The following is a 24200-nucleotide window of genomic DNA, read 5'->3' as shown; positions in this document are numbered from 1 at the left end:
GACCGTCGCAACCTGCGCCCGGCGCGCCGCTGTCCGTGTCAAGGATCATCCAACTTGAGCCAATAGCTCACCTTTTGTTGAGGCGTTGGATCATCGCGGCCGAGACTTGACGTAAATCCTTCCCGCCTTCGCACGCCTGATCGACATTGCTCTCACTTCCCGGAGACGATTTTTATTTCGATTGAACGCCAAGCGCATTCGCTTCTTTCATCGCGCCGCTCACGTGGGGTGAGTGAGTGGGGCGAGCCGGATGTTTCCAGCAAAAATCTACGTCGGTCAGATCGCCGTCGTGCTCGGCATCGTTGCCGCGTCGACCTGGGGCGCGACGCAATGGACCGCCGCAGCTCTCGGCTATCAGCAGCGCCTGGGTGAGCCTTGGTTCTTGATCGTCGGCTATCCCGTCTATCTGCCCTGGCGAGTGTTCGAATGGTGGTTCGCCTACGAGGCCTATGCGCCCGAGATATTCGAGGAGGGCGGCGCCATCGCCGCAGGCGGCGGCATCGCGGGCGCGCTGTTCGCGATCGTCAATTCGGTGTGGCGCGCGCGCCAAAGCCAATTGGTGACGACGTACGGTTCGGCCCGGTGGGCCACGCCGAAGGAAATCAAGACGGCTGGCCTGTTCGCATCCAGAGGCGTGTTCCTGGGACGCCTCGAGAACAACTATCTGCGCCACGATGGACCGGAGCACGTCATGTGTTTCGCGCCCACCCGGTCGGGCAAGGGCGTGGGGCTGGTGTTGCCCACGTTGCTGTCGTGGACCTCGTCGGCGGTGGTCCACGACATCAAGGGCGAAAACTGGGAATTGACCTCCGGTTGGCGTTCAACGTTCTCGCATTGCCTCCTGTTCAATCCAACCGATTCAAGAAGCGCCCGCTACAATCCGCTGCTTGAGGTGCGCAAGGGGGCCGCCGAAGTCCGCGACGTCCAGAACATCGCCGACATCCTGGTCGACCCCGAAGGGGCGCTCGAACGCCGAACCCATTGGGAGAAGACCAGTCATTCCCTGCTGGTCGGCGTCATCCTTCACGTCCTTTACGCGGAAGAGAAGAAGACGCTCACCCGCGTCACCGAGATCCTGGCCGACCCTGCGCAGTCCTTTGAGAAGACGCTCAGGATCATGCTGGCAACCAATCACCTCGGCACAGAGGCGGAGCCGAAAGTGCACCCCGTGGTCGCCGCGACCGCACGAGAGCTGCTCAACAAGTCCGAGAACGAACGCTCCGGCGTTCTGTCGACTGCCGTGAGCTTTCTTGGACTCTACCGCGATCCAGTCGTCAGCCGAAACACCGAGAGCTGCGACTGGCGCATCGCCGACCTCGTGAGTGCCAATAAGCCGGTCACCCTCTATCTCGTCGTTCCGCCGTCGGACATCAGCCGCACCAAGCCGCTGATCAGGTTGATCCTCAACCAGATTGGCCGCCGGCTGACCGAGACCTTGAACGTCAATGTGGTTGGTCGCAGGCAGCGCCAGCTCCTGATGATGCTGGACGAATTTCCCGCTCTCGGCCGGCTCGACTTCTTCGAAAGCGCGCTCGCCTTCATGGCCGGTTACGGTATCCGCGCCTACCTCATCGCGCAGTCGCTCAACCAGATCGCCAAGGCGTACGGCGAGAACAACGCGATCCTGGACAATTGCCACGTCCGCATTGCTTTTGCCGCCAATGACGAGCGCACCGCCAAACGCATCTCGGACGCCCTCGGCACCGCGACCGAACTACGCGCACAGCGCAACTATGCGGGCCATCGGCTGGCCCCTTGGCTTGGCCACGTCATGGTTAGTCGTCAGGAGACCGCGCGTCCTTTGCTGACGCCCGGCGAAGTGATGCAGTTGCCGCCCGACCAGGCGATCGTGCTGGTTTCGGGCCTTGCGCCAGTCCGGGCGCTCAAGCTGCGGCACTATGAGGACGCAAACTTCGTCGCTCGTCTGCGAAAGCCGCCATCTTTGGTGGGCGACGAATATGCCGATCGGCCGGCGGCGCGCACGGACGATTGGCGTGGCGAGGTGCGCGCCACCCATCTTCGCCTGGCGACCCTGCCGTACCGCGAGCTCATGCAGGCGGGCGGCGAGGAAGGCGGCCTCAAGCAGCAATTGCCGTTGTTCGACGAGGCCGCACCGGCTGTAACCGATGTTCGCGCCATCGAGGAGCGATTGCTCGACGACGAGTCCGACGTCGCCGCCGACCGCCGCCAGATGCAGCAAGCAGCAAACGCATCAAGCACCGTACGCCGAGCCCATGCCGTCACCCGCGACGACGACGACCTTCTTCCCTCGTTTTGAAGAGCTTCCCGATGAAACCCAAACTATCGGCCTATGTCTCCGACAGCGTGGCGCAGCGGCTTGAGCTCGCCGCCAAGCGCCCCGGAGCCAATAAATCAGCCATTGTCGATGCCGCGCTGGATCGCTTTCTCAACCCCGAGCGAGATGCCAGCGGCGATGCGGCTTTGATCCGAAGGCTCGACCGGATGAGCCGGCAATTGGAACGCGCCGACCGCGACGGGAGCGTTCTGGCGGAGACCATCGCACTGTTCATCCGCTACTACCTGACCATCACCCCGCCGCTGCCATCGCAAGATCAGGACGCCGCGCGTGCGCTGGGGCGTGAGCGGTTCGAGATGTTTGTCGCCCAGGTCGGCAAACGCGTCGCCTCCGGCGGCCGGCTTGTCGCTGATGTCATGGACCGAGTCAGCGCCTCGAAGCCAGATCTCTTCATGCGGAGCCTCGAGGAAGGTGCCCCTCTGGGCGCTGCCCAAACCAGCGATACTGGGTCCCGCGCGCCGAGCGCGACGGGTGAGCCGCCGGAGCATTCTCCGGCAGGGCGAGAGGAGGTTGGCAATGTCTGATCTCCTCTCGCCAGAGACCCGCGAACGACGCCGCGGCATGCTGCGGACCGCGATGGGACCTGCGATCGCGCTCGCTCTGGAAGAGCCTGATGTCGTCGAGGTCATGGTCAATCCCGATGGGAGGCTTTGGCTTGACCGGCACGGGACGGGACGAGCTGACACCGGCGTCGTTCTGACGCCGCAGGAGTCGGAGCGGATCATCCGGCTTGTTGCCAGCCATGTGCGGGCGGAAGCGAGCGGTTCGTCTCCAATCGTCTCGGCGGAACTCCCCGAAACCGGTGAACGCTTTGAGGGCATCTTGCCGCCTGTTGCGCTGGCGCCATGCTTTTCCATCCGCAAGCCGGCAACGACAACGTTCCGCCTGTCCGACTACGTCAAGGCGCAGATTGCCTCGCCGCTGATGGCGAAGGTGCTGACATCAGCGGTCACCGAAGCGCGCAGCATTCTGATCGCCGGCGGCACTGGGTCCGGCAAGACGACGCTTGCGAACGCGCTTCTTGCGGAAATCGCCGGCCTCGAGGAGAGGGTGGTCATTATTGAGGACACCCGCGAACTGCGCTGCGACGCCAAGGATGCCGTGACGCTCCGGACCAAGCCGGGCGTGGCGAGCCTGGCCGATCTGGTGCGCTCCACGCTGCGCTTGCGCCCCGACCGCATCATCGTCGGCGAGGTCAGAGGGGCCGAAGCCCTCGACATGCTGAAGGCCTGGAATACAGGGCACCCCGGCGGAATTGCCACGGTCCATGCCAACTCGGCACGAGCTGCGCTCTACCGGATCGAACAACTGATCCAGGAAGCGGTCGCAACGGTGCCGCGTCGGCTCATTGCCGAGGCGATCGACCTGATCGTGTTCATCAAGGGGCGAGGTCCCGCACGGCGCGTCGAGACCGTCGCCGAGCTCAAAGGGCTCGATCCGTCGGGCGATTACCTGCTCGAAACCCCGCCCGGACTTCCAAACACCTCCCATCGCCTCTGACCTGAAGGAGACTGCAATATGTCCATTCGTCTGCGTCTAAACATGCGTTCGCGCCTGCGCAGCTGCTGTTCGGTCAGCGGTTTGCCTCTGGTCGAGCTCAGTGTGGCCTCGGCCTGCATGCTCCTCAGTGTCACGGCGGCACAGGCCGCTGGTTCGGGCATGCCATGGGAAGCGCCGCTCGAGCGCGTCCTGGAATCCGTGCAGGGACCGGTCGCCAAGATCGTCGCCGTCATCATCATCACGGTAACAGGCATATCGCTGGCCTTCGGCGACACCTCCGGTGGATTCCGCAAGATGGTCCAGGTCGTGTTCGGCCTCTCGATCGCCTTCGCCGCGAGCTCGTTCTTCTTGTCGTTCTTCTCATTTGGTGGCGGAGCACTGATCTGATGCGCCCGGATGGTTTTGAACTCGTGCTCCACCGCTCGTTGACTGAACCCATCCTGATCGGTGGCGCCCCGCGTGCCGCCGCCATCCTGATCGGGACCCTCTCGGCTGTGCTGGCGCTCGGCTTGCGGCTTTGGCTCGCGGGCCTGGTGCTCTGGGTGATCGGCCATAGCGCCGCCGTTTGGCTCGCCAAACGCGACCCGGCTTTCGTCGAGGTCGCCATCCGTCACACCAAGCACAAAGGGCGGCTCGCATGCTGAACTTGAGAGAATTCCGCGGCAATGCCTATCGGCTGGCTGATTGGCTGCCATGGGCATGCCTGGTTGCGCCGGGCGTCATCCTGAACAAGGACGGCAGCTTTCAGCGAACGATACGCTACCGCGGACCGGACCTCGACAGTGCCACCGAGGCCGAGCTGATGAGCGTCGCGTCCCGCGTCAACAACGTTTTGAAGCGTTTCGGCTCAGGCTGGGCTCTCTTCTTTGATGCCACGCGCATTCCGGCCTCCGAATACCCGCGGTCAGAGTTTCCGGACCCGGTGTCCTGGCTGGTCGATGAGGAACGACGCGCCGCCTTCGAAGGCGCCACTGGGGTAGCATGGGAGGATCCTTCACGCCCGGGCGGGCAGCATTTCGAAAGTGTGCTGCATCTGACCCTGATGTACTTGCCGCCGGCCGAGAGGATCTCGCGCCTCGAGGGCCTGTTCCTCGAGCGTCCGAAACAGAGGGATCGCGCGGTGAGAGGAGGTCGGCGGATTCGTCGGGATCAATCGACCGCCGATGCTGATCGACGCGAGAATATAGCGCCGGCCGACATTCCCCACGCCGATAATATCGACGGCCGGGAAAGGCCCGAGAGAAGCGAGCAGGGCTATCGGGAGCATCTCCAACGGTTCATCCAGGAAACCGACCGGGCGATCGATCTGCTTTCGTCGGTCTTGCCCGAGATTTGGCCCCTCAACGATGCGGAGACGCTCACCTATCTCCATAGCTGCGTTTCGACCAAGCGCCATCCGGTCCGCGTTCCCAAGACTCCGGCCTATCTCGATTGCTTCCTGAGCGATGAGCCACTAACCGGCGGATTATCCCCGGCAATCGGGCGGAGCCATCTGCGTGCGCTGACCGTTCTTGGGTTTCCGCACGTCACGTTTCCTGGCCTGCTTGACGAACTGAACCGGCTTGGCGTTCCCTACCGCTGGGCCACCCGGTTCATTCCGCTCGACCGCACGCAGGCAAATGCGACGCTGTCTCGTTACCGGCGGCAGTGGTTTGCCAAGCGGAAGTCGCTCGCAGCGATCCTCAAAGAGGTCATGTTCAACGAGCAGGCGGCGCTGCTCGACACCGATGCCAGCAACAAGGCTCTCGATGCCGACGCGGCTCTGTCCGAGCTTGGCGACGATCTGGTTGCCTTCGGCTACATCACGACGACGGTCACCGTAAGCGACGAGGACTCGCATCAAGCGGACGAGAAGATCCGCGCGGTCGAGCGGGTGATCAATAGCCGCGGGTTCACGGCGATCCGCGAGAGCGTCAATGCGGTTGAGGCTTGGCTCGGCGGTCTGCCGGGGCAAGCTTATGCCAACATCCGCCAGCCCATCGTTCATACGCTGAACCTGGCCCACATGTGCCCATTGTCGGCGGTATGGGCCGGACCCGAACGCTGCGAGCATCTCGATGGACCGCCACTTCTGATCGCCAAGACCAAGGGCGCGACTCCGTTCCGGTTGTCGCTCCACGCCGGCGACGTCGGGCATACGATCATCGTCGGTCCTACGGGCGCGGGCAAGTCGGTCCTGCTATCGATGCTTGCCCTTCAATTCCGGCGCTATCCGAACGCTCAATTGATCACATTTGACAAGGGTCGGTCGGCACGGGCTACCACGCTCGCGCTATCTGGAGCCTGGTATGAGCTGGGCGCCAAGGGCGGCATTGCATTCCAGCCGCTCAAGGATGTCGCGGAGGAGGGAGCGAGGCTCTGGGCGCTCGACTGGCTTTGCGGCGTACTCGCTCATGAGCGCGTGACCGTAATGCCCGAAGTCAAGGAGACGCTCTGGTCGGCGTTGAAGAGCCTCGGTTCGGCGCCCGTCCCGCAGCGGACAATGACAGGGCTCGTCGCGTTGCTTGCGCGCGACGCGCTTCGGCAGGCGCTACAGCCTTACACGCTCGAAGGACCCTACGGTCGGTTCCTGGACGCAGACGCCGACCGTCTTTCCGGTGCGGACGTGCTGACCTTCGAAATGGAAGAACTGGTGGCGTTGCCAGGCTTGGTCGCGCCGGTTCTGACCTATCTCTTCCACACCCTGGAAGACCGCTTCGACGGCCGGCCCACCTTGCTGGTGCTTGATGAAGCCTGGGTGTTTCTGGACGATCCGCTGTTCTCAAGCCGTATCCGCGAATGGCTGAAGACGCTACGCAAGAAGAACGTCTCGGTCATTTTTGCGACCCAGTCGCTCGCCGATATTGCGGACAGCCAGATTGCTCCTGCGATCATCGAATCCTGTCCAAGCAGGGTCTTCCTGCCGAACCCCCGTGCGCTGGAGCCGACCCAAACCGAGACTTACCGCCGGTTCGGCTTGAACGACACACAAAATCGCCTGATCGCGGAAGCATTCCCCAAACGTGACTACTATTTGCAGTCCCGTGCCGGCAATCGCCTGTTTGAGCTGGGCCTAGGACCAGTCGCGCTCGCGCTCGTCGGAGCCTCCGCACCAGAGGATCAGCGCGCCATTGACGCCGTCCTTGCCCGCACCGGGCCTCGTCATTTCGCCGAGCGCTACCTCGCCGAACGCGGTCTGAACTGGGCCGCCAATCTCATCAGCACCTTCGAACAGGCTCATAAGGCCTGACCTCAATCTCAATCCCTGGAGTCTTCCATGCTCGAAAGTACAGGTCGCATGTTCATGGGCACAACCTCAAGAGTTATTCTGACAACGCTACTATCGTTCGTGATCGCGGTGAATGGGTCGCGGCGGCTCGGCGCGTTCGATATCGTCTTCGATCCCACGAATTACGGTCAGAATCTTCTGACGGCCGCGCGCGCGCTCGAGCAAATCAACAACCAGATCAGGAGCCTCGAAAACCAGGCGCAGTCGCTGCTGAATCAGTCCAAACATCTCGCGAGCCTGCCTACAAGCGTGGCTGGCCAGCTCACATCGACGATCGCTCAGATGAACGGCCTGATTGCTCAGGCGAAGAACCTCTCGTTTGATGTTCAGAAGACCCAGCAGGATTTTGAACGGCTTTATCCTCGCCAATATGCGGCAGCCGTTTCGTCTGACAAGCTCGTCTTGGATGCGACGTCGCGATGGGACAATAGCTACGATGGTCTGAAACAGTCGCTCACCATCCAGTCGGCTATCGTCAGTTCTTTGGACCAGGACGGCCAGACGCTTCGAACGCTGATGGCGAATTCGTCTGCTGCGGTCGGCTCACTACAGGCCCAACAGTCCGGCAACGAGCTGCTTGGCCTCCAGATCAAGCAGTCGTTGCAGACCCAGGCGCTCATGGCAACGCAGGCGCGCGCTGAGACGTTGCGCGCCGCCGAACAGCAAGCGTCGTCAGCCGCCGCGAAGGAGCGATTCAATCGCTTCATAGGCGATGGCCATGCCTACACCGCCGGCAAGTAGGTGAGGGCGCCATGGCTGATCTCTCCGTCATCGACCGGTTCACCGACACCTTTTCGCGCTACATCGACTCTGGATTTGGTCTTCTGTCCGGCGATGTCTCATTCTTGAGTTCAACGTTGATCGGCATCGACCTGACGCTTGCCGGTCTAGCCTGGAGCATGCGCGCGGACGACCACATCATGGTCACGCTTGCCAAGAAGGTGCTTTATGTCGGCGCTTTCGCGTTCATTATCGGCAACTTCAAGAGCCTCGCCGATATCGTGTTCGCGTCGTTCTCCAGCATCGGGCTGAAGGCATCCGGCGGCAGCTTAAGCGCAGCTGACCTGGCGCGGCCGGGCTTTGTCGCCTCTGCCGGGTTTACGGCGGCTCATCCTCTTCTGGAGGAGACAAGCCAATACTCCGGCTTTGATGTCCTGACCAACATGCCGACTATTCTGATCCTGCTCTTCTGCTGGATCCTGATCGTGCTCGCGTTCTTCGTGCTCTCGATTCAGCTCTTCGTCACGTTGATTGAGTTCAAGCTGACGACGCTTGCAAGCTTCATCCTCGTGCCGTTCGCCTTGTGGGGAAAGACCGCATTCCTCGCGGAAAAGACGCTCGGCAACGTGGTCGCCTCGGGGGTGAAGGTGATGGTGCTCGCGATCATCATCGGCATCGGTTCGACCATCTTCGGCCAGCTCGCGAGCACGCTGACGCGGCCGGTCGACATCGTGTCGGCCATGAGCTTGTTGCTGGCGGCCCTTTCGCTGTTTGGGCTTGGGATCTTCGGCCCGGGAATCGCGGCGGGATTGGTCTCTGGCGCGCCTCAGCTTGGCGCCGGCGCGGCAGCAGGAACGGTAGCGGGTGCGGCAGCTGTCGTGATCGGCGGCGGAGCGGTGGCCGCGGGTGGTCTTCGCGTTGCAGCAGGCGGTTCAATGACTGCGGTTCGATCCGCAGCATCGCTCACGGGAGCATCTTCGGCTGCGGGCACGTCAGCCCGAGCCGCAACCGTGGACCAGCTCTCAAGCGCGGGCACCGGCGGCGCAACGAACGGAGCGGCTGCTTCAGGCGCGGGTCGTTCGGCCGCCTCGTCAGGACGCGGACACGCAAGGGAAGCGGCTCAGGTCGCTGCTCACACCCTGAAGGAGGGTGACAAGGGCGGGCATTCTTCGGCTCCGAAGCTGGGGGAGGAGTAGGATATGGCAAGTCATCCCTTTCAGCGCGCATCCGTTCGCTATGGCGAGACGCCTGAGCCGGTCACACCCTACCAGAAGGCAGCCCAGGTCTGGGACGAGCGGTTGGGGTCTGCCCGTGTTCAGGCCAGCAATTGGCGGCTGGCAGCACTGGCAGCCATCGGCCTGTCCAGTGTCCTTGGCTTGACGATATTTAGCCAGATCGCTCGCTCGGGTGTCGTTCCCTACGTGGTCGAGGTCGATCGGCTCGGCGAAGTCCGAGCCGTCGGGCCGGCGCTCGAAGCCTACCAGCCTTCAGACGCGCAGATCGCGCATTTTCTCGCGCGGTTCATCGAGAACGTTCGCTCGCTCTCGATCGATCCGATCATTGTCCGGGCGAATTGGCTGCGCGCCTACGACTTCGTCACAGACCGCGGTGCGCAGGCGCTGAACGACTACGCGCGGGAGGCCGATCCGTTCACGAAAATTGGGTCCAAGACGGTGACGACCGAAGTCACCTCGGTGGTGCGTGCGTCCGGCGACAGCTTCGAGATCCGCTGGAAGGAGAACACTTACGAGAACGGCACGATCGCAAAAACAGAGCGCTTTACCGGTCTTGTTACCACCGTTCTCAAGCCGCCCGCGGATGCCGAAACGCTCCGGAAGAATCCTCTCGGCCTCTACGTCCACTCCCTCAACTGGTCGCGCGACCTCATTGGAGACGCCAAATGAATTCCAAAGCCCTCACCAAGCTCGCGTCGGCCAGCGTCCTCACCCTGTCGTTTGCGCTTGCCGGATGCGCCACCAAGCTCAACCTCGAAGCGCCCTATGATGAGATGACCTTTGAGAAGGCGCTTCCGGACGCCGATCCGCCAGCGCCGGTACAAGTGGTCGAAACGCCCAAGCTCCTGCCGTTGCCGGGCCAGTTGAAGCCCTTTCCAACAAAGAGTCCCAAGGAGGAAAAGCTTCCGCCGGAGCAGGCGATCGCGAAGGCAAACAAGGCGGCGCGGATGGAGCCGACACGCGCCGGATATATCAACGCTATCCAGGTCTATCCCTGGACGGAAGGCGCTCTCTACCGGCTCTATGCAAGCCCGGAAAAGGTCTCGACTATCGCGCTGCAACCGGGCGAGGAACTGATCGACGTCTCGACCGGCGATACGGTTCGTTGGGTGGTTGGCGATACCTCGAGCGGGCAGGGAAGCGCCCGGCGGGTGCACATCCTGGTCAAGCCAACGCTTCCAGATATCCAGACCAACCTCGTGGTCCTGACTGATCGGCGGGCCTATCACCTCGAGCTCGTGTCGACCAAACAGACCTATATGGCGTCCATCTCGTGGACGTATCCGACGGATACACTCGTTGCGCTCCATAAGCAGAACGTCCTCGCCCAGGAGAGCGAGGAGCGGATCGCCGATCGCGGGGTGCGGCTCGATAGCCTGAACTTCCGCTATCGGATCGAGGGAGACGATCCGCCGTGGCGGCCGTTGCGCGCCTTCGACGACGGCCGCAAGGTCTACATCCAGATGCCGTCGGGCCTGTCGCAAGGGGAGGCACCGCCCTTGTTCGTTGCCGGCGCTGATGGCCGGCCAAACCTCGTCAACTACCGGGTCCGCGGTTCCTACTACATCGTCGATCGGATGTTCGGTGCCGCCGAGCTTCGCCTTGGTGAAAGTCCGCAGCGCATCGTCCGGATCATCCGTATCGACGCGCGACCGCTGTCGCAGGCCTTCAGCACCGGGAGCGCCTCATGACGACAGGATTGGATCAGGATCCGGAGCCGCTTGAACTGCGAGCACGTCCGCGGCCGGTTCGGCGGCTCAATAGGCGCGCCCTTATGATCGGCTGCGCCGTGGCCGCGCTGTTCATTGGCGGGGCGATACTCATTGCGCTCCAACCGCACCCCTTTAAGCAGTCGGAGCGGACCGAGCTTTACAATACCGACCGCAAGCAGACCGCCGAAGGATTGAGCAAGCTGCCGAAGTCCTACGAGGATCTGCCGCCATCGACACCGAGACTTGGACCACCATCCCCGGGGGACATCGGCCGGGCTTTTGCCGAAAACGAGAAGAAGTCCGGCGTGGCATCGGACACGGGCTTCCGCACCAACCCAGAGGAAGACGCCGAGCGGGCCGAGCGAATCCGCCAGACACGGGTCGCTCAACAGGCAAAGGAGTCGGGCTTGTTCGTGCGCCTGTCGGAAAAACAGGAGAAGCGCAAGCAGACAAGCACGACGGAAGCGCCGGCTGCCACCCCATCTGCATTCCGGCCCCCAGCGCCCGATACAGGTTCATCTGCTTCGGAACTCGCAAATACGGCGCAGGCGATGATCGACCGCTCCAGCGAGATCATTCCGTCGTCGCAAGCGCGCAAGCTTGCCTTTGTGGGGGCGAAAGCCGACACGGAGACCACCAATCCCCATGCGCTCAAGCCGGCGCCGTCCAACTATGCCGTGATGGCCGGGTCGATTATTCCGGCGAGCCTTGTCACGGGGCTGAATTCGGATTTGCCCGGGGCCACCATCGGCCAGGTCACCGAGAACGTCTACGACACGGTGACGGGCGAGCATCTCTTGATCCCGCAGGGGACAAGGATCGTGGGCAAATACGATAGCGTCGTTGCCTTCGGCCAAAAGCGGGCGTTGGTCGTCTGGACAAGGCTCATCCTGCCGAACGGCAACTCCATCGTGATCGAGAACCTGCCGGCGACAGACGTCGCAGGCTATGCCGGCCTTGAGGACCAGGTGGACTTCCATACGTGGCAGTTGCTCAAGGGCGTGGCGCTAGCGACCTTGATCGGAGTCGGGACCCAGCTATCGATCGGCAACGACGAGAGCGATCTCGTGAAGGCGCTGCGGGAAAGCACGCAGCAAACGACCAATCGTGCCGGCCAGCGCTTGGTGGAGCGCGAACTCGACGTGCAGCCGACGATCACTGTGCGGCCGGGATGGCCGTTGCGGGTGATTGTTTCGAAGGATCTGGTGCTGAAGCCATACCAAAACATTCAGACCGTCACGAAGGGCAGGTGAAGAATGAAGCTTGCGAAGCTGCCTGATCGGACACCGGTGAAGATGAATGTCGTGCTTGCGCCGCCCCTCGCTCGGCGGCTGGGCGAGTATGCTGACTTCTATGCGGAGACCTACGGCAACAAGGAGGAAGTCGCCGAGCTGATACCGTTCATGCTCGAGGCATTTCTTGACAGTGACGCAGATTTTAAGAGAGGCAACAAGAAAAGGCACGCCGATTCATTGGGCGCTGCATCTTAGGTAGCAACTCTGGGCCCTATTTCGCCTTAGCTCGGCGGAGACGGATCGTGCGCTCAACCGCTTCAACGGATTTGTGAAGGCGTCCGAGCAAAGTTCTCAGCTCCGCTTCCGTCGCCTCTTCCTTGTGGAGGTTATGGGTGGCTACGAACGCGTCCACCAGATGGTCAATGGAGACGCTCGTAGTTGCCGAAAAGCAATCAGAGGCCGGCCCAGCGACAGCGGAGGCAATCTCTCCGTCGCCTAACAAGATGATTTCCACGGAAGCATTCTCTAGAACCGCGCGTTCGATCAATTGGGCCGGAATTTCGATCGAGGCTATCACGCTTCCTGTCGACACATCACGGTAACCAACGGTCGCGGTGCTTGGGCCACATTTGGCGAAGGCGTCAAAAGTGAGCTCTACTTGTTCTGTTGACATTGCTCTCTGAACTTGCACAGAAGCCATTACTCTAGTCGTTTTATGACTCATAGTCTATGGGCTGATGGTGCTGTTTCTCTCGAATTTCCTGCATGCGCTTGCAGGACCGAGTCGGCTTAAACATTCAGGAGTTGCGCCGAGCAAAGAAACTCAGCCAGGAGGAACTCGCCGACAGGTGCAAGGTCCATCAGACGTATCTAAGTGGCGTCGAAACGGGCAAGAGAAATCCCTCTCTTTTGATAATTGAGCGGATAGCTAGGGCTTTGGACGTCGATCCCGAGGAGCTGGTTCGTCGTCGACGACGACGAACGGGCGGAGCCCCTGACTCTTAACCGTCCCATGTTCGGGCTCTGGTGCGTCCACCAAAAAACCCCGCGAAGTCAAAGGCTTAGAGGCATCGGTCGTCGCTTAGACTCGCCAGTGCTCGCTTGGCTCTCGCAAACTCTCGAACCAACAGTTTCGATCGATCTTGGATTTCATTTTTTGTGGACGGTGCCGCGTCCAAGGATTCCTTGAAGGTCCTTCGGCGAGGCGAAGTGCGGAAGGGAGGCGGCGCAATCTAACCTTCGCTAGTCGTCTTTCTTTGTGCGCGGCCCACTGTGTCAGAGATCGAATGTCGTTCGTAGGCCAAAGATGCAATCAATGCTTGCAATACACGCTATGGCGTGTGACCTACTCGGTGACCATCAGTAAAGTCGTCCAAAATGGACATCGCGCCAAACTGTTTAGATCGCATTGGCCTGTGCGCCGTAGCGCGCACGGTGCGGCTGAGCCATCTTCGAGTGGGCTGAGCGCGCGCTGTGCTGAATCCAGCGGACATCATTGCCGGAGCACGTGTCACGGCCCATCCGGGCATCTATGTGCTCGGCTTCTACGATACGCGCATTACATTCTATTCGCAGCAGGTTCGCGGGTTGGAGTTGGCTCACGCGCTGTGGCACGAGCACCTGCTGCCGGCAAATGCCCGCGTCGCAGTGATCGGAGGCGGCGCCGCCGGTGTCACGCTGGCCGCGGGGTTGGCCCTGCAAGGTGGGACTGACGTCCATCTTTTCGAAAAGGCGCAGCGCTTACTGCCGCTGCAATTTGATTCGCAACGTCGTCGCCTAGACCCACACATTTACGATTGGCCCAATCCCGATGCCGATCACGAACTCGCGGAACTCCCGCTACTCGACTGGCGCTCGGGGCCGGCCAAAGACGTCCGCGATGCGGTTCTGCGCGAATTCGGCGAAGTCCGATCAGCAGTCGAAGGCCATCTCACGGTGCGCGAGGGTCAGCAGGTCACAACCGTTACGCCCCAGGCTGGCCGTTTCATCGTGACCTTCGAGCGAGACGCAGACGGTGGGCTGCGCAAACAAGCCAGCCTGGAAGCCGACGTCGTTGTGCTTGCGATCGGTTTCGGAATCGAAAGTCGCTTCGCGCTTCCGGGAACCGAAACCGCCAGTTACTGGCACGATGCGGGGGTACCAGGAGCGGCAATCGATGGCAACCCGCGACCGACGTTCCTAGTCAGCGGCAATGGCGATGGTGGTTTGATTGATCTGATCGCCGCCGCCAGCTCGACCTTTCAACACGATGCCATTGTCCGCGGTATCGCGCAGCGTCCCGGCGTCCAAGCCATGCGTGGCGCATTGTTGGCGATCGATGTCGAAGCCCTTGCCGCCGAGGCAAGGGGAGAGGGGTTCGATTTCATTGCAGCCTATGACAATGCGATCGGTCCGCAGGTCGAAACTCTCGGATTGGTCGACCAGATGCGAGGGGAACTGCGCCACGGTGTCCAGCTCTTTTTCCAGACACGCGAACCCGAGCTTCTGTCGATTAAGACCGCCCGGCTGAACCGATTGGCCGTCTACCTGCTGAAAAAGGCTTGCGCGCAGCCTGGCACTCAGTCCTTCCGGCATGTCGTCTGCGATGACGTGCAACAAATCGCTTCCGACCCCGGTGACGCGGAAGGGACGCGGCGTTTTGCTTGCGGGGCGATGACGGTCGTCGCTGACTGGGTGATCGCCCGACGTGGTCCTGGGCGTGCATCAATTCGACAGCCCTTTGTTGACTTGCTCGCGGGCTATGATGCCGAGCACGCCGCCTGGGCGCGGTCTTTCCCCGAAGACAGCATCGCACCGAAGCTGAACCCTTCAACGCGAGATCATTTCAAGCATCTGGCGATGCAGGCAAGGCTACCGCCGCCGCGCTATCATATCGACGCGGTGCTGGCCGCTATGCCGCGCAGCGCAAAGCTGGGGCTCGTCGGCGACCATGCTCGATGGAGCGGCGACGTCCGGCTCCAGGATGTCGCTTCGCTGTGGTCCGAAGACAAGTCGTTACTCCAGCTCACCGTGGTCGACGCGCCCGAACAACTTGGGACCACTCTTGCCCACGCGATCGCACGCTTGACGATCCACGCGAAGCGCGCGGAACTGCTCGTCGACGTGGCACGCTGGCGCCCATTCTTGGGTGCGCTCTCCAGCGAGTCGCCCAGTGCCGGCGGACTGCCGCTACCGACGCTAAGGGCGCTCGGCGGCAACACCTCCATCCTAAGCCCAGCGACCATGCAGCCAAACGAACTCGCCGCTACAATCAATCGAGCGCTCGATGGTTGGCTGCTTGATGCCGCGGATCGCCATCTGACGCGCTATATCCAACAAGGGGATGATCCCGGTCACGCGGTGTCGTTCGTGGCCGCGCCCGATCTTCGCCAGCAGATGGAGCCGATCTGGCTGGACTGGAAGCAGCGGTTCCAGGCGCAGCCCGCCCTGCTGGCCCGGTTTCTCGGCCTCGCTGTCTGCGCCAAGGATGATGTGGCTGCCGCGGGCGAGGCCTCGGTGCTGGCCGGACGCTTGCTTCTTGTCCAGCTCATCCGAGCCTGTGCTGTCGCGCTGACCGTCGCGACCGCGTGGCAAGTCACAACGCCGCGCGGTGCGCATCCGGGTAATCTCGGCCGCGATAACCAAGGAACCGAGCGGACCGGTCATACCTGCGCGGCCGGCCTGGTCGATAGCGAGGAAATGGCACTCGTTGCTTTGCGCCACGCCTGGACGACCGAATTCGTCCTGCTGCCTATGCAGTCGACTCCACTCGCAGTGATCGCCGATGCAAACAGCTCGCTTGGCAAGGTCATCGGTAGCGGGCCGCTTTTAGGACAAGCTGGTGGGGACGGAAAACTGATGGTAACGGTCGATGCGCAGTACCGCGCCGCAGCCCAAGCCGGCGCGGCCGCGCTGACGGCCTTGTTGCTCGGCATGGAAGAGGATCATTTCGCTAGGTTGAAAGCTGACATCGAAGTCGAGGAGCAAGCGTTATGAGCGAGTCCGTTTCGGCATCGCCCGCCCAAGATGCCCTCGAGGCGGGCGAGCGCCTGCTTATTCGCCGAGCGAGCCAGCTCGAAATCAAGGTAGAATCCAGGCCAGACTATGCCAGCCAGACCTTTGCGGGTGGGCGCGAAACGCCCTCGGCCCGGCTCGAACCGCGTGATCTGCCCAATCATGCCCGCGGGTTGCAGATCGGGCGGTACGGCGTGCTGCTCACACTTTTACCGGAAGCGCCCGAGGAGAATCGTATCGGCGACGTCCTGCGGCGTGTGCGTAACCAATGCGTTGTTGCTCGGTCCTATCTAAGTCCACCGGCGGCGCTCGATTTGCATGCTATACTGCTTGGCCCACGTGGAAGCGAAGGTGTCGACCGCTGGCGTGCGCTGGCACTTGTCGCCGAACGCGACGAGCGCGTAGCGCGCAAGCTGGTCTGGCTGCGCCCGCTCGACGCGAATGCCGATGAAGATAGCTTCGCAGATTTCATCAAGCGTAGTTTTCTCGCCCGGCCGTGGGTCACCGACGCAGTCTTCTCGATGGCGCCGCTTGACAATGTGAGCCGTGCCGCGACGGATGGCGATATTCCACGCGACACCGCAGGTGAATGGAGCCGCCTGGCGAGTCAGCCCGATATCGATGCCGATCTTCTGGTAGACGAATTGGTTGCTTCTTGGCAGCGACGGAGTGCACGATGAGCGAAATCTTCCTTCGCGAGGTGCGTCTCAACGACTTTCGGACATTTGGCAAATTTGCCCTACCAATTCCGCCGGGGCCGGGGCTTACGCTGCTCGTCGGGACCAATGGCCTGGGCAAGAGCAGCTTCTTCGATGGGATTGAATGGTGTCTCACGGGCAGCATCCGGCGCTTCCGAGATTTCGTTGGCCGTCTTGACGAAAGCGCCTACCTTACGCGTCGGGATGCCGAGCTGGGAACACATCGAGTAAGTCTGACATTTTCGGAGGGCGAGCCGCTGACCCGCGCGTTGCGCGAAAAGCCAGCCGAAGACGCCTTGATCGGCTTGCTGAAGGATCCAAATTGGACCGAGATTAAGGACATCGCGGCCTATCTCGGCTTCACGCATTTTCTCGGTCAAGCTTCGCAGCAGCGCTTTACCAGCCGCGACCAGGCCGATCAATGGCAGGCGCTCAAAGGGCCGAGCGGGATAGATCGACTGGAATCAATCCGAACCGCGCTGAGAGGCCGGGCGACGACCCATGCCTTTAGGCGCCGCGCCGAGCGAGAAGAGAGTCTTGTCAATATCGCCGAACGGGCACTCGAAGATTGGCGCGGAAACGTCACGAGGCTGACCGATCTCCGCACGCGCGGCGCGGCGGTCGGGGCGGAATCCGAAGCGGTGCTCGGCGAGAGGATCGCCGCCATTGCTCGTACGCTATCTAGCGGGGACGAGGACACCGCGGACTTCACAGAGCGTCTATCGAAGGTCCGTCAGGTGATCGAGGCTGACCTGCGCAAAGTCGCCCAGGATCGCGCCGGGCTGGACGGTCTGCGCGGTCTTGCTGCTCGCTTCGCCGAAGCATTCGCGCTGATAGATCCTGACGGTGCCCGCTTATCTGCCGCCAAAGAAGCCGTCGCTGCGGCGACCGCAGAGCTGAGCGAGGCAATGCTCGCGGCGAGCCAGGCTGACAAGGCCGCGGGAGTGCAGACCGAAATCGTTGCCCGGGCTCAATCAGACTATGACGAGTGCGTCAGGGTCCGCACGGCAATCGCCGAGTTCGCGTCGCTCGATGCCGAGCGTCAAGCTGTGCTAGAGACTGAAGCAGCTCTCAAAGTCGAGCATGAGGCTTGCAGGCAGGACGTCGCGGCTGCCCGGGATACCGTCACCCGCGCAAATGAAGCGCAAGCGAGGCTCGGTCAGCTGGACAACGAGCAATCGACCCTCCAGCTCTGGTCGGCGCGTGTCGCAGCGTTGGAGGCGCAGAAAATCGAGGCGTCCGATAAGCGCAAGTCCGCCACCGCGGCCGACGATATCGCCAATCGCGCTCGCGCTCAGTTGCCTGAGCTCGATCGCGCGGTCGAGGGGACCCGCGAGGCACAGGCTGCGGCTGAGGACCAGCTTGCGGTACGCCAACGCGATGCATCACAGCTCGCGGAGCTGTTATCCGGTCTTGCGACGCATATCGGACACAACGACACTACGTGTCCGATTTGTACGAGCACCTTTGCTCCCGGTGAGCTGCAGGAGCGTGCGCGCAACGCACTTGCTAGCCAGGACGTTCAGCTTGCCGAAGAGATCCGCGCGCTTGACGCGTTACGGGATCGTTCAAAAGCCGCAGCCGAAGCTCTTGCCGAAGCGCATGCTGCGATTACCGCGGCGGTCGCAGCAGAAACCGCGGCCGCTCTGGCGGAGGCAGGAGCAACGGCCGAACGCGACGCGATCGCAACCGGGCTCGGTGTAAGTAGTGACAGCGACCTTGAAACGCTGGTTGCTGAGCGGCTGGCCGAGGGAGCGCGAGTCCGCGTAGCGCATATTCGCGATGTTGGCGGCAGTCCCGACGATGTTAGTTCAGCCCAATTGCGCGTCGACGCGCTAAGCGCACAGCTGATGTCACTCGATGAACGACTTGCGGCTGCTACACAGCGGCGTGCGCGATGCGAGGTGACCTTACGTGCGATTGAGGACTCTCTCGTCGAGATTGTGAAGCCATGGAGCGTCGAGACAGCCGAGGCCGCTGTCACCGCACAGGGCAGGCTGCTAGAAGCAGAGCGCGCCAGCTCGCAGAACCTCAGGTTGTTGCGAGCTCAGGCGGCAAACGCAGAATCGATCGCGCGCGAAAGGCTCGCTGCGGCTGAGGCCGATCGCGACCGCGTCGCCGCAGCGATTGACACTGCGAAGACCAACCGATCGGCGACGGCCGCCGCTTGGCTTAAGTCTGGCATGATCGGCGATCCGTCAGCCCAGACCGTCGACATCTACGAAAAAGACTTGGGAGATCGCGCGACGGCGCTCTTTGCGCATCTCGAGGAAATAAATGCCTTGTCGCGGAGCCACGAAGCTTGGCTGGCGCAAGACGAGTTGCGCGCGTTGCGCGAGTTGATGAACCGGGAGGGTGGGGAAGGCGCCGCGGACAATCCCGTCGTTCACGAGCAGACGCTTCAGAAAAGCTTGCAAGCTGCGCGCTCGTCGCTTCGGCTCACAGGTGCCACCAGGGACGCAGTGATCGCATATGGCGAAAAGCTCAGAACTGAGGCGGAGAGCTTCTCGACACAATTCCTGCTTCCGCTCAATGATCTGATCGATGCGTTCAACCGTGCACTGCTCAGTACTTCGGGCGAGACGGTGCAATTCAGCGCCGATCACACTGTCGAGCGCACCGCGCTCGCGATGCAGCTGCGTTACGCAGATCCCATTGAGAATGCGCAGTACAGAACCAACTTGCCACCACAACTCGTGTTGAGCGAAGGACAGATGGCAGCAAACGGATTCAGCATTCTTTGTGCGGCCAGCACTGCTTATCGTTGGTCGCGATGGCGAGCCCTGCTGCTTGACGATCCGCTGCAGCATAACGACATTATTCATGCTGCAGCCTTCGTTGATGTGATGCGTAATCTTGTGGAGCTCGAGGGCTATCAGCTGATCATGTCAAGCCATAAGCGCGACGAAGGCGAGTTCATTGCGCGAAAGTTTGATGCGGCCGGATTGCCATGCACTATTGTCGAGCTTATTGGAGCGTCCAAGGATGGGGTCAGAGCCGAGCCTCCGCGACACAATTCAGCGGCGCGCCGCCTCCTTGCCGTGCCCGAGGCGAAGTTGGCCTAATTCTAACTGGTCCGCACCGGCCTCGCTTTCTGTCACCACACTAAACTGAGCCTCTTGAGCTAGAGCCTATGGACAAGGGGCTCGTCGGTACGCTGCTTCGCTACCGGTATGAGGTGCGCTACGAGCAGGAGTACTTCGACGAGATCCAGGACGTGAAAGTTACCAAGGACATGCTCGACCTCGGTGCCGATCGAAACCTCGCGCGAGCTTCTGCTATTGGCGATCGAAGCCTTCGACGATGGCCTTGTTGGCTACACAAACCGATCCCTTGAGCTCGGCGAGGCCACGAACGCGCTGTTTGCGAAGTGGGCGGCCAGTTTACCGCGGTAGGCAGCATCTCTTGTATTTCAGGCCGCTACCGCACGGGCATCGGTCATTGCGTCCGATCTTGCCTGGCGTTGCCGGTTTGCTGGGATGCGGAGGCTGCACAAACTGGGTCACCAGATCGTTATGCTGGCGAAGGTTGGACGTAACAAAGAAATTCCAATCCTGGTTCTGCTCCTCGTAGTGGCTTCTCAAATCTTGCGTCCACGTCTCACACGGCATGAGGATGAAATCCTCTGCATTGGTGCCGCCCGAGAACTTTGGTGCGTCGATGCCGATCCCAATAACCTTCACGAGGTCTTGGAATTTGTTCTTTGCAGCTCCACATGCGACCTCAAGCACAGCGCGGCGCTTCTCGCGGTAGTCTGGCTCGGCACGATACGCATCGGGTGCACGCAGTTGCAGTAAGACGTAGGCGACATTTGGCTGGTATGACGGGAGGAACGTGACTTGCCTGGAGAACGGACCGGCGTCGGGAAATCGCTGCACCGCCGTCAGCATCTTCTCTGCAAGGCCACGGCGCATGAAGCGCGGCTCCTTCACCATTTCATAAATCGCGCTCTCGCCGCGCAATATGTTGGAGTTACCGCCGAGTGACCCATCCAGGCTGTTCTGGCACGTGCGCTGAATCAGCTGGTCCCAGAAGTACGAGACGCGGTTAACCTTCTTCGTGTTTTTGTAGAGATCGGTTTGGATGAAGTCGTGCCATTCACCTTCGCCGATCATGATGCCATTGACAGCCTCATTCTCATTCTTCGGCCCGATCACATTGCGCTTGTTGGCCTCGTCGTAGTTCAGCAGGTAGTGGCCTAGGAGGTCTTCCTCACCGCAATAGGTCAGATAGTCGAAGGCTGAAGCCGCCCGCACTTTTTCGTCGAGATACGCCGAGAGGTCGCCGACAGTATCAAGCTCACCGAGCACGATAGGCATGTTGTGGCTGTCCAGGATGTGGACCGGGTTGCGCCTGTCGATCTCGATATGGAAGGGCTCGGTTGGGCCGCCGTCGGTTTCCGTGTAAGCGATGGCGAGACTGCCATAAATGTTGTCAGGGGACGCTCGTTCGCATGCCTGCTTGGCTCCATGTGCAACGATAATCTTGTGAACGACCGAGTTTTCAGCGTCGATAGCGAGTGGGAAGGATGCGGTCCTCTTGGCATCCAAAAAAATCGGCCTGCCATTGCGGAGGTAGCGTTCGGCGCCGTGCGCAGTCTTCACCTGGCGATCGATGACGTTGCGCTTCCATCGGTCCCACACGACCTTCGGATCCTTATCGGGCCCTTCCGGCAGTTTGTTCTCGCGGTCGAAGAAGATGAAGACGTGGTTATCGAAAACGGCGAGCAGGTCACATAACTCGTGCCCATCGTCCTTGAAGGGATTGGGATAGCTCCACAGCTTGAGGAAGGACCTCTGGCAGAAATCAGCAAGCATCCGTTCCGTTTCCGTTACGCCGGCAGATTTCGCGTTCACGGGCTACCTTCTCATTCCTATGCGGCGCGGACCACTTCGGCACTCAAGCCGAATCGAGCTGAGATTACAGTGCCTTCACCGGCTCCCAATCAACAGTGTATATGGAGTCTAGCGTCTCAGCGCGAATTCTTATCGCATCCGAGAGCGCCTGCGCCGAAGAAGTCGTTCCGCAGCGTGCAATGACGAGCTCGGGCCTCTCGACCTCATGACGAGCGGTCACCTTGGACCAAACGGCGCTTGACCCACTCCTCGCTGTCGAGCGTTTCACGCCACGATTGGTCCAACCGCTCGCGATGGGACTGAGTATTCGTCTCTACGTGGTGACGACCCTTGAAGCCCTCAGCGAGAACAGGATCGAGCCTGTTCACCTCAGTTGCGAAGATAGTTAGCAGCAGACGCAGTGAAGGCAAACGGCCATCACGCCAGCGCAAAGCGTCATGGTACCCGTTGGGCGGTCCGGTCTCGAAATGCTCAGCTCTTCGCATGAGCTCGCGGAGAATGTGGACCAGAGACGCAACGTGCCTACGTCTGCGTGGACCGAGGCTCTGGCCAGCCATCTCTAGGCGGTTGATGTCCGTTTGGCTCGGGAGCTCATGATAATACTCAAGGATCGCGCCGAAGCGCCACTCCACCAATTCCTTGTTCGATGCCGGCTGAGAGGCGAGGTCGATGCTTTTCCAGTACGCATTTACGCCCGCACAAAGAAGTGCGAGGTCCTGACCAATGATCTCCCACGCTTCGTTTTCCGGCATTTCGGCCATTTCTTTCGCTGCGGCGATCTGCCGACGTACAGCACGCCAGGCAATCGCAGCTGCGAGCAGAGTCATAGCTCCGCTCACCACGTTCCCCGCAAACCCGATCCAGTCCGACGTTTTGATCGTGTCGCCAGACGCAATCGCCACGGGTAACAGTGTGACGATCAGTGTCCCGAGTACCATCGCCAAGGAAATCAGCCAGAGGGGAGAGAGGCCGGGCAAATCGTATTTCACTTAACGTCTCCAGGAGGTCGGCGGAGGGAAGCGGGCGTTGGCCCCGTCGACGGTCTCTAACCCTCGAGGGCGCCATCGAGTACGTAACGTGGGTTGGCCGGCAAACGGATGGTTGTCGCGCACGTAGGTCCAGAGCCGGCCGGTCCGGGTCTTGCCCTTTGCCAGGACCGGCACCGTGGTGTCATCCGCGTGGATGCGCTCGGCTGCGAAGACGTGGCCCCGGATCGCGTCGACCAGAGGCGTCGGGGTTGCAGCGGAAGTACCTACGCAGTCCGCGAGCGTCGATACGTCGAGATCGAGGTCTTCACGCTTGTAGACATCGCTCTGACGATGAAGCGGTAGGTGCAGGCCGTACTTGGCGAACAGAAGATGGTCTAGCAGCTTGGGCCCTGCACGCCCGCGCGCAATCGGAGGCGAGGGAGCCGGCGGCTGGCTGATCGCTTCGCAGGCCCAGCAGACGAGCTTCTCGCGCACGTGCTGGATCACCTTCCACTGGCGCGGAACAAGCTCCAGCCTCTCGGTCACGTCCTCGCCAATCTTGCGGAACCGGCTGTCGCCGCAGCATGGGCAGGAGGCCGGCACTGGATAGACAATGCGCTCCCACGGCAAATGCTCCGGCAGCGGCTGGCGGGCTGGCTTGCGGCGCCCAAACGATGGCACGGCTGTCATCTGCGCCGCGGTCTCAGCTTGCGCCGCGTTCACCTCCAGGTCGGCGAGCTGTAGCTCAAGCTGATCCAGCAACGCGCCTTGCTCGGAGGGCTGTCCGAATTGCTCGGGCCGCAGCTTCTTGATCGTGAGTTTGAGCTTCTCGATCAGCAATGTCCCCGCCTGGGCTTCTGCCTCCGCGGCCAATCGGGCCGCTCGCTCGGCGCGCAGCGTCGCCTGCAGCATGGTCACATCGTCGGGGAGAGAATCATCGGCGCCCATCGCCGACCAGAGAAACATAAGAGGCCGTCTCTGTCCGGACTGCCAATCGTGCCGTCGATTCAAATCATAGCGATCAGCCGGCCGCCTGCGGTCGCCAGGTATGTTGCGGCATTCGCCTGGGCCGGCGTGATTATCACCACGCCATCAGCCGACGATGGCCGCAGGAAGCGGCCACGCTCCGGCCGCTTGGCGCAAAGCGACATGCCTAGTCCATCGTGCCAAAGAATTTTGATCAGCTTGCCGCTTTTGCCACGGAACACATAGAGGTCGCCGCCGTGAGGGTCTCGCTTGAAGGCCAGCAAGCTGAAGACCACGCCACGGCCAAGGGCAACGCCAAGAAGCCGGAAATGCAGGCGGCTGCAAAAGGTCGCTGGGGCAAAAATCTAAACGAAAGACGCGGCCGACGCAGCGTGGGTTGCGGCATATGCTTTGGACCATTCGCTCTTCGGCGTCTGATCACTTGCCGACAAAGCGCGAGAGGAACGTCACAACGTCGCCACCGCGGGCGTAGAGCGTGTAGACGGCGCCGGCTGCCAAGATCAGGTAAGCCAACCCTTGGGCAACAAGCTTGATGGCGACAGCCCATTGAACGACCTCGGGTCGGTTCGTCGAAACCTTGCCGTTCTTGTCTTCGTAATCGAACCTGAATTCGGGGGATTGGTCTGTCACGGCACACCTCTTCATTTAAGTTATGAGGTGAAACCGGGAGGACTAGAATCTGTGTACACCAGGCGGGTTACTGATCAATAG

General features: G+C 61.4%; 21 protein-coding genes and 2 pseudogenes. 17 read left to right on the top strand and 6 right to left on the bottom strand.

Features of this window, described 5'->3' with window-relative positions; translation table 11 throughout:
- Positions 1-250: 250 nt before the first annotated feature.
- The 12 genes from JJB99_RS23730 (at position 251) to JJB99_RS23675 (ending at position 12242) form a co-directional block, all read left to right on the top strand.
- Positions 251-2278, top strand: a complete 2028-nt coding sequence (locus tag JJB99_RS23730) for a conjugal transfer protein TraG (protein ID WP_200494713.1) — start codon at positions 251-253, stop codon at positions 2276-2278.
- The gene (locus JJB99_RS23725; RefSeq protein WP_200494712.1) at positions 2275-2841 is read left to right on the top strand and encodes a CopG family transcriptional regulator; all 567 of its coding nucleotides are present in this window, start codon (positions 2275-2277) and stop codon (positions 2839-2841) included. Before JJB99_RS23730 ends, JJB99_RS23725 begins: the two co-directional genes overlap by 4 nt.
- Positions 2834-3817, top strand: a complete 984-nt coding sequence (trbB, locus tag JJB99_RS23720; protein ID WP_200494711.1) for a P-type conjugative transfer ATPase TrbB — start codon at positions 2834-2836, stop codon at positions 3815-3817. The genes JJB99_RS23725 and trbB overlap by 8 nt, the downstream gene beginning before the upstream one ends.
- Before the next feature lie 117 nt (positions 3818-3934).
- Positions 3935-4204 (top strand): TrbC/VirB2 family protein, encoded by a 270-nt coding sequence (locus JJB99_RS23715; RefSeq protein WP_246775318.1) that lies wholly within the window; start codon positions 3935-3937, stop codon positions 4202-4204.
- Complete coding sequence (locus tag JJB99_RS23710; protein WP_171711385.1) at positions 4204-4461, top strand: VirB3 family type IV secretion system protein; 258 nt, start codon at positions 4204-4206, stop codon at positions 4459-4461. Before JJB99_RS23715 ends, JJB99_RS23710 begins: the two co-directional genes overlap by 1 nt.
- The gene (gene trbE / locus JJB99_RS23705) at positions 4455-7046 is read left to right on the top strand and encodes a conjugal transfer protein TrbE (RefSeq protein ID WP_200494710.1); all 2592 of its coding nucleotides are present in this window, start codon (positions 4455-4457) and stop codon (positions 7044-7046) included. The genes JJB99_RS23710 and trbE overlap by 7 nt, the downstream gene beginning before the upstream one ends.
- Before the next feature lie 27 nt (positions 7047-7073).
- Positions 7074-7826: a P-type conjugative transfer protein TrbJ gene (gene trbJ, locus JJB99_RS23700; protein WP_200494709.1), complete on the top strand. Its 753-nt coding sequence runs from the start codon at positions 7074-7076 to the stop codon at positions 7824-7826.
- An 11-nt stretch (positions 7827-7837) separates the two neighbouring features.
- The gene (trbL, locus tag JJB99_RS23695; RefSeq protein ID WP_200494708.1) at positions 7838-9001 is read left to right on the top strand and encodes a P-type conjugative transfer protein TrbL; all 1164 of its coding nucleotides are present in this window, start codon (positions 7838-7840) and stop codon (positions 8999-9001) included.
- Positions 9002-9004: 3 nt separating this feature from the next.
- On the top strand, positions 9005-9709 hold the full coding sequence (trbF, locus tag JJB99_RS23690; protein ID WP_200494707.1) for a conjugal transfer protein TrbF: 705 nt from the start codon (positions 9005-9007) through the stop codon (positions 9707-9709).
- Positions 9706-10731: a P-type conjugative transfer protein TrbG gene (gene trbG / locus JJB99_RS23685; protein ID WP_200494706.1), complete on the top strand. Its 1026-nt coding sequence runs from the start codon at positions 9706-9708 to the stop codon at positions 10729-10731. The genes trbF and trbG overlap by 4 nt, the downstream gene beginning before the upstream one ends.
- The gene (locus tag JJB99_RS23680; protein ID WP_200494705.1) at positions 10728-12005 is read left to right on the top strand and encodes a TrbI/VirB10 family protein; all 1278 of its coding nucleotides are present in this window, start codon (positions 10728-10730) and stop codon (positions 12003-12005) included. The genes trbG and JJB99_RS23680 overlap by 4 nt, the downstream gene beginning before the upstream one ends.
- Positions 12006-12008: 3 nt before the next feature.
- The gene (locus tag JJB99_RS23675; protein WP_200494704.1) at positions 12009-12242 is read left to right on the top strand and encodes a DUF2274 domain-containing protein; all 234 of its coding nucleotides are present in this window, start codon (positions 12009-12011) and stop codon (positions 12240-12242) included.
- 16 nt (positions 12243-12258) lie between these two features.
- On the opposite strand, the gene JJB99_RS23670 is transcribed toward JJB99_RS23675, so the two are convergent.
- Complete coding sequence (locus JJB99_RS23670) at positions 12259-12660, bottom strand: hypothetical protein (RefSeq protein ID WP_200494703.1); 402 nt, start codon at positions 12658-12660, stop codon at positions 12259-12261.
- A 92-nt stretch (positions 12661-12752) separates the two neighbouring features.
- Here JJB99_RS23670 and JJB99_RS23665 point away from each other — a divergent pair, with 92 nt between their 5' ends.
- The 5 genes and pseudogenes from JJB99_RS23665 to JJB99_RS23645 form a co-directional block, all read left to right on the top strand.
- Positions 12753-12992 carry a helix-turn-helix domain-containing protein gene (locus JJB99_RS23665; protein WP_200494702.1) on the top strand — a complete coding sequence of 80 codons (240 nt, stop codon included), beginning with the start codon at positions 12753-12755 and terminating at the stop codon, positions 12990-12992.
- A 468-nt stretch (positions 12993-13460) separates the two neighbouring features.
- Positions 13461-15962 (top strand): ABC-three component system protein, encoded by a 2502-nt coding sequence (locus tag JJB99_RS23660; protein ID WP_200494701.1) that lies wholly within the window; start codon positions 13461-13463, stop codon positions 15960-15962.
- The gene (locus JJB99_RS23655) at positions 15959-16660 is read left to right on the top strand and encodes an ABC-three component system middle component 1 (protein WP_200494700.1); all 702 of its coding nucleotides are present in this window, start codon (positions 15959-15961) and stop codon (positions 16658-16660) included. The genes JJB99_RS23660 and JJB99_RS23655 overlap by 4 nt, the downstream gene beginning before the upstream one ends.
- Positions 16657-19743 (top strand): AAA family ATPase, encoded by a 3087-nt coding sequence (locus JJB99_RS23650; RefSeq protein WP_200494699.1) that lies wholly within the window; start codon positions 16657-16659, stop codon positions 19741-19743. The genes JJB99_RS23655 and JJB99_RS23650 overlap by 4 nt, the downstream gene beginning before the upstream one ends.
- Positions 19744-19796: 53 nt before the next feature.
- Positions 19797-19925, top strand: a pseudogene (locus JJB99_RS23645) (Ku protein); the annotation flags it as partial.
- A 136-nt stretch (positions 19926-20061) separates the two neighbouring features.
- On the opposite strand, the gene JJB99_RS36305 reads toward JJB99_RS23645, so the two are convergent.
- The 5 genes and pseudogenes from JJB99_RS36305 to JJB99_RS23620 form a co-directional block, all read right to left on the bottom strand.
- On the bottom strand, positions 20062-21534 hold the full coding sequence (locus JJB99_RS36305; RefSeq protein WP_246774957.1) for a YecA family protein: 1473 nt from the start codon (positions 21532-21534) through the stop codon (positions 20062-20064).
- Between the two features lie 203 nt (positions 21535-21737).
- On the bottom strand, positions 21738-22523 hold the full coding sequence (locus tag JJB99_RS23635) for a hypothetical protein (protein ID WP_200494698.1): 786 nt from the start codon (positions 22521-22523) through the stop codon (positions 21738-21740).
- Between the two features lie 93 nt (positions 22524-22616).
- Positions 22617-23468: pseudogene (gene tnpC, locus JJB99_RS23630) on the bottom strand (IS66 family transposase); the annotation flags it as partial.
- Between the two features lie 41 nt (positions 23469-23509).
- Positions 23510-23752, bottom strand: a complete 243-nt coding sequence (gene tnpB / locus JJB99_RS23625; protein ID WP_200494697.1) for an IS66 family insertion sequence element accessory protein TnpB — start codon at positions 23750-23752, stop codon at positions 23510-23512.
- Between the two features lie 154 nt (positions 23753-23906).
- Positions 23907-24119, bottom strand: a complete 213-nt coding sequence (locus JJB99_RS23620) for a hypothetical protein (RefSeq protein ID WP_200494696.1) — start codon at positions 24117-24119, stop codon at positions 23907-23909.
- Positions 24120-24200 lie beyond the last annotated feature (81 nt).

The organism is Bradyrhizobium diazoefficiens (assembly GCF_016616235.1).
Taxonomy (GTDB): domain Bacteria; phylum Pseudomonadota; class Alphaproteobacteria; order Rhizobiales; family Xanthobacteraceae; genus Bradyrhizobium; species Bradyrhizobium diazoefficiens_H.
Note: the sequence above shows the minus strand (reverse complement) of the source record. Positions and strands in the feature narration are given on the sequence as shown.

What these genes read in the sequence shown, in the direction of transcription:
- JJB99_RS23730 (WP_200494713.1), top strand. Translation starts at nt 251, where the DNA reads ATGTTTCCAGCAAAAATCTACGTCGGTCAGATCGCCGTCGTGCTCGGC.
- trbB (WP_200494711.1), top strand. Translation starts at nt 2,834, where the DNA reads ATGTCTGATCTCCTCTCGCCAGAGACCCGCGAACGACGCCGCGGCATG.
- JJB99_RS23715 (WP_246775318.1), top strand. Translation starts at nt 3,935, where the DNA reads ATGCTCCTCAGTGTCACGGCGGCACAGGCCGCTGGTTCGGGCATGCCA.
- JJB99_RS23710 (WP_171711385.1), top strand. Translation starts at nt 4,204, where the DNA reads ATGCGCCCGGATGGTTTTGAACTCGTGCTCCACCGCTCGTTGACTGAA.
- trbE (WP_200494710.1), top strand. Translation starts at nt 4,455, where the DNA reads ATGCTGAACTTGAGAGAATTCCGCGGCAATGCCTATCGGCTGGCTGAT.
- trbJ (WP_200494709.1), top strand. Translation starts at nt 7,074, where the DNA reads ATGCTCGAAAGTACAGGTCGCATGTTCATGGGCACAACCTCAAGAGTT.
- trbL (WP_200494708.1), top strand. Translation starts at nt 7,838, where the DNA reads ATGGCTGATCTCTCCGTCATCGACCGGTTCACCGACACCTTTTCGCGC.
- trbF (WP_200494707.1), top strand. Translation starts at nt 9,005, where the DNA reads ATGGCAAGTCATCCCTTTCAGCGCGCATCCGTTCGCTATGGCGAGACG.
- trbG (WP_200494706.1), top strand. Translation starts at nt 9,706, where the DNA reads ATGAATTCCAAAGCCCTCACCAAGCTCGCGTCGGCCAGCGTCCTCACC.
- JJB99_RS23680 (WP_200494705.1), top strand. Translation starts at nt 10,728, where the DNA reads ATGACGACAGGATTGGATCAGGATCCGGAGCCGCTTGAACTGCGAGCA.
- JJB99_RS23675 (WP_200494704.1), top strand. Translation starts at nt 12,009, where the DNA reads ATGAAGCTTGCGAAGCTGCCTGATCGGACACCGGTGAAGATGAATGTC.
- JJB99_RS23670 (WP_200494703.1), bottom strand. Translation starts at nt 12,660, where the DNA reads ATGTCAACAGAACAAGTAGAGCTCACTTTTGACGCCTTCGCCAAATGT.
- JJB99_RS23665 (WP_200494702.1), top strand. Translation starts at nt 12,753, where the DNA reads ATGCGCTTGCAGGACCGAGTCGGCTTAAACATTCAGGAGTTGCGCCGA.
- JJB99_RS23655 (WP_200494700.1), top strand. Translation starts at nt 15,959, where the DNA reads ATGAGCGAGTCCGTTTCGGCATCGCCCGCCCAAGATGCCCTCGAGGCG.
- JJB99_RS23650 (WP_200494699.1), top strand. Translation starts at nt 16,657, where the DNA reads ATGAGCGAAATCTTCCTTCGCGAGGTGCGTCTCAACGACTTTCGGACA.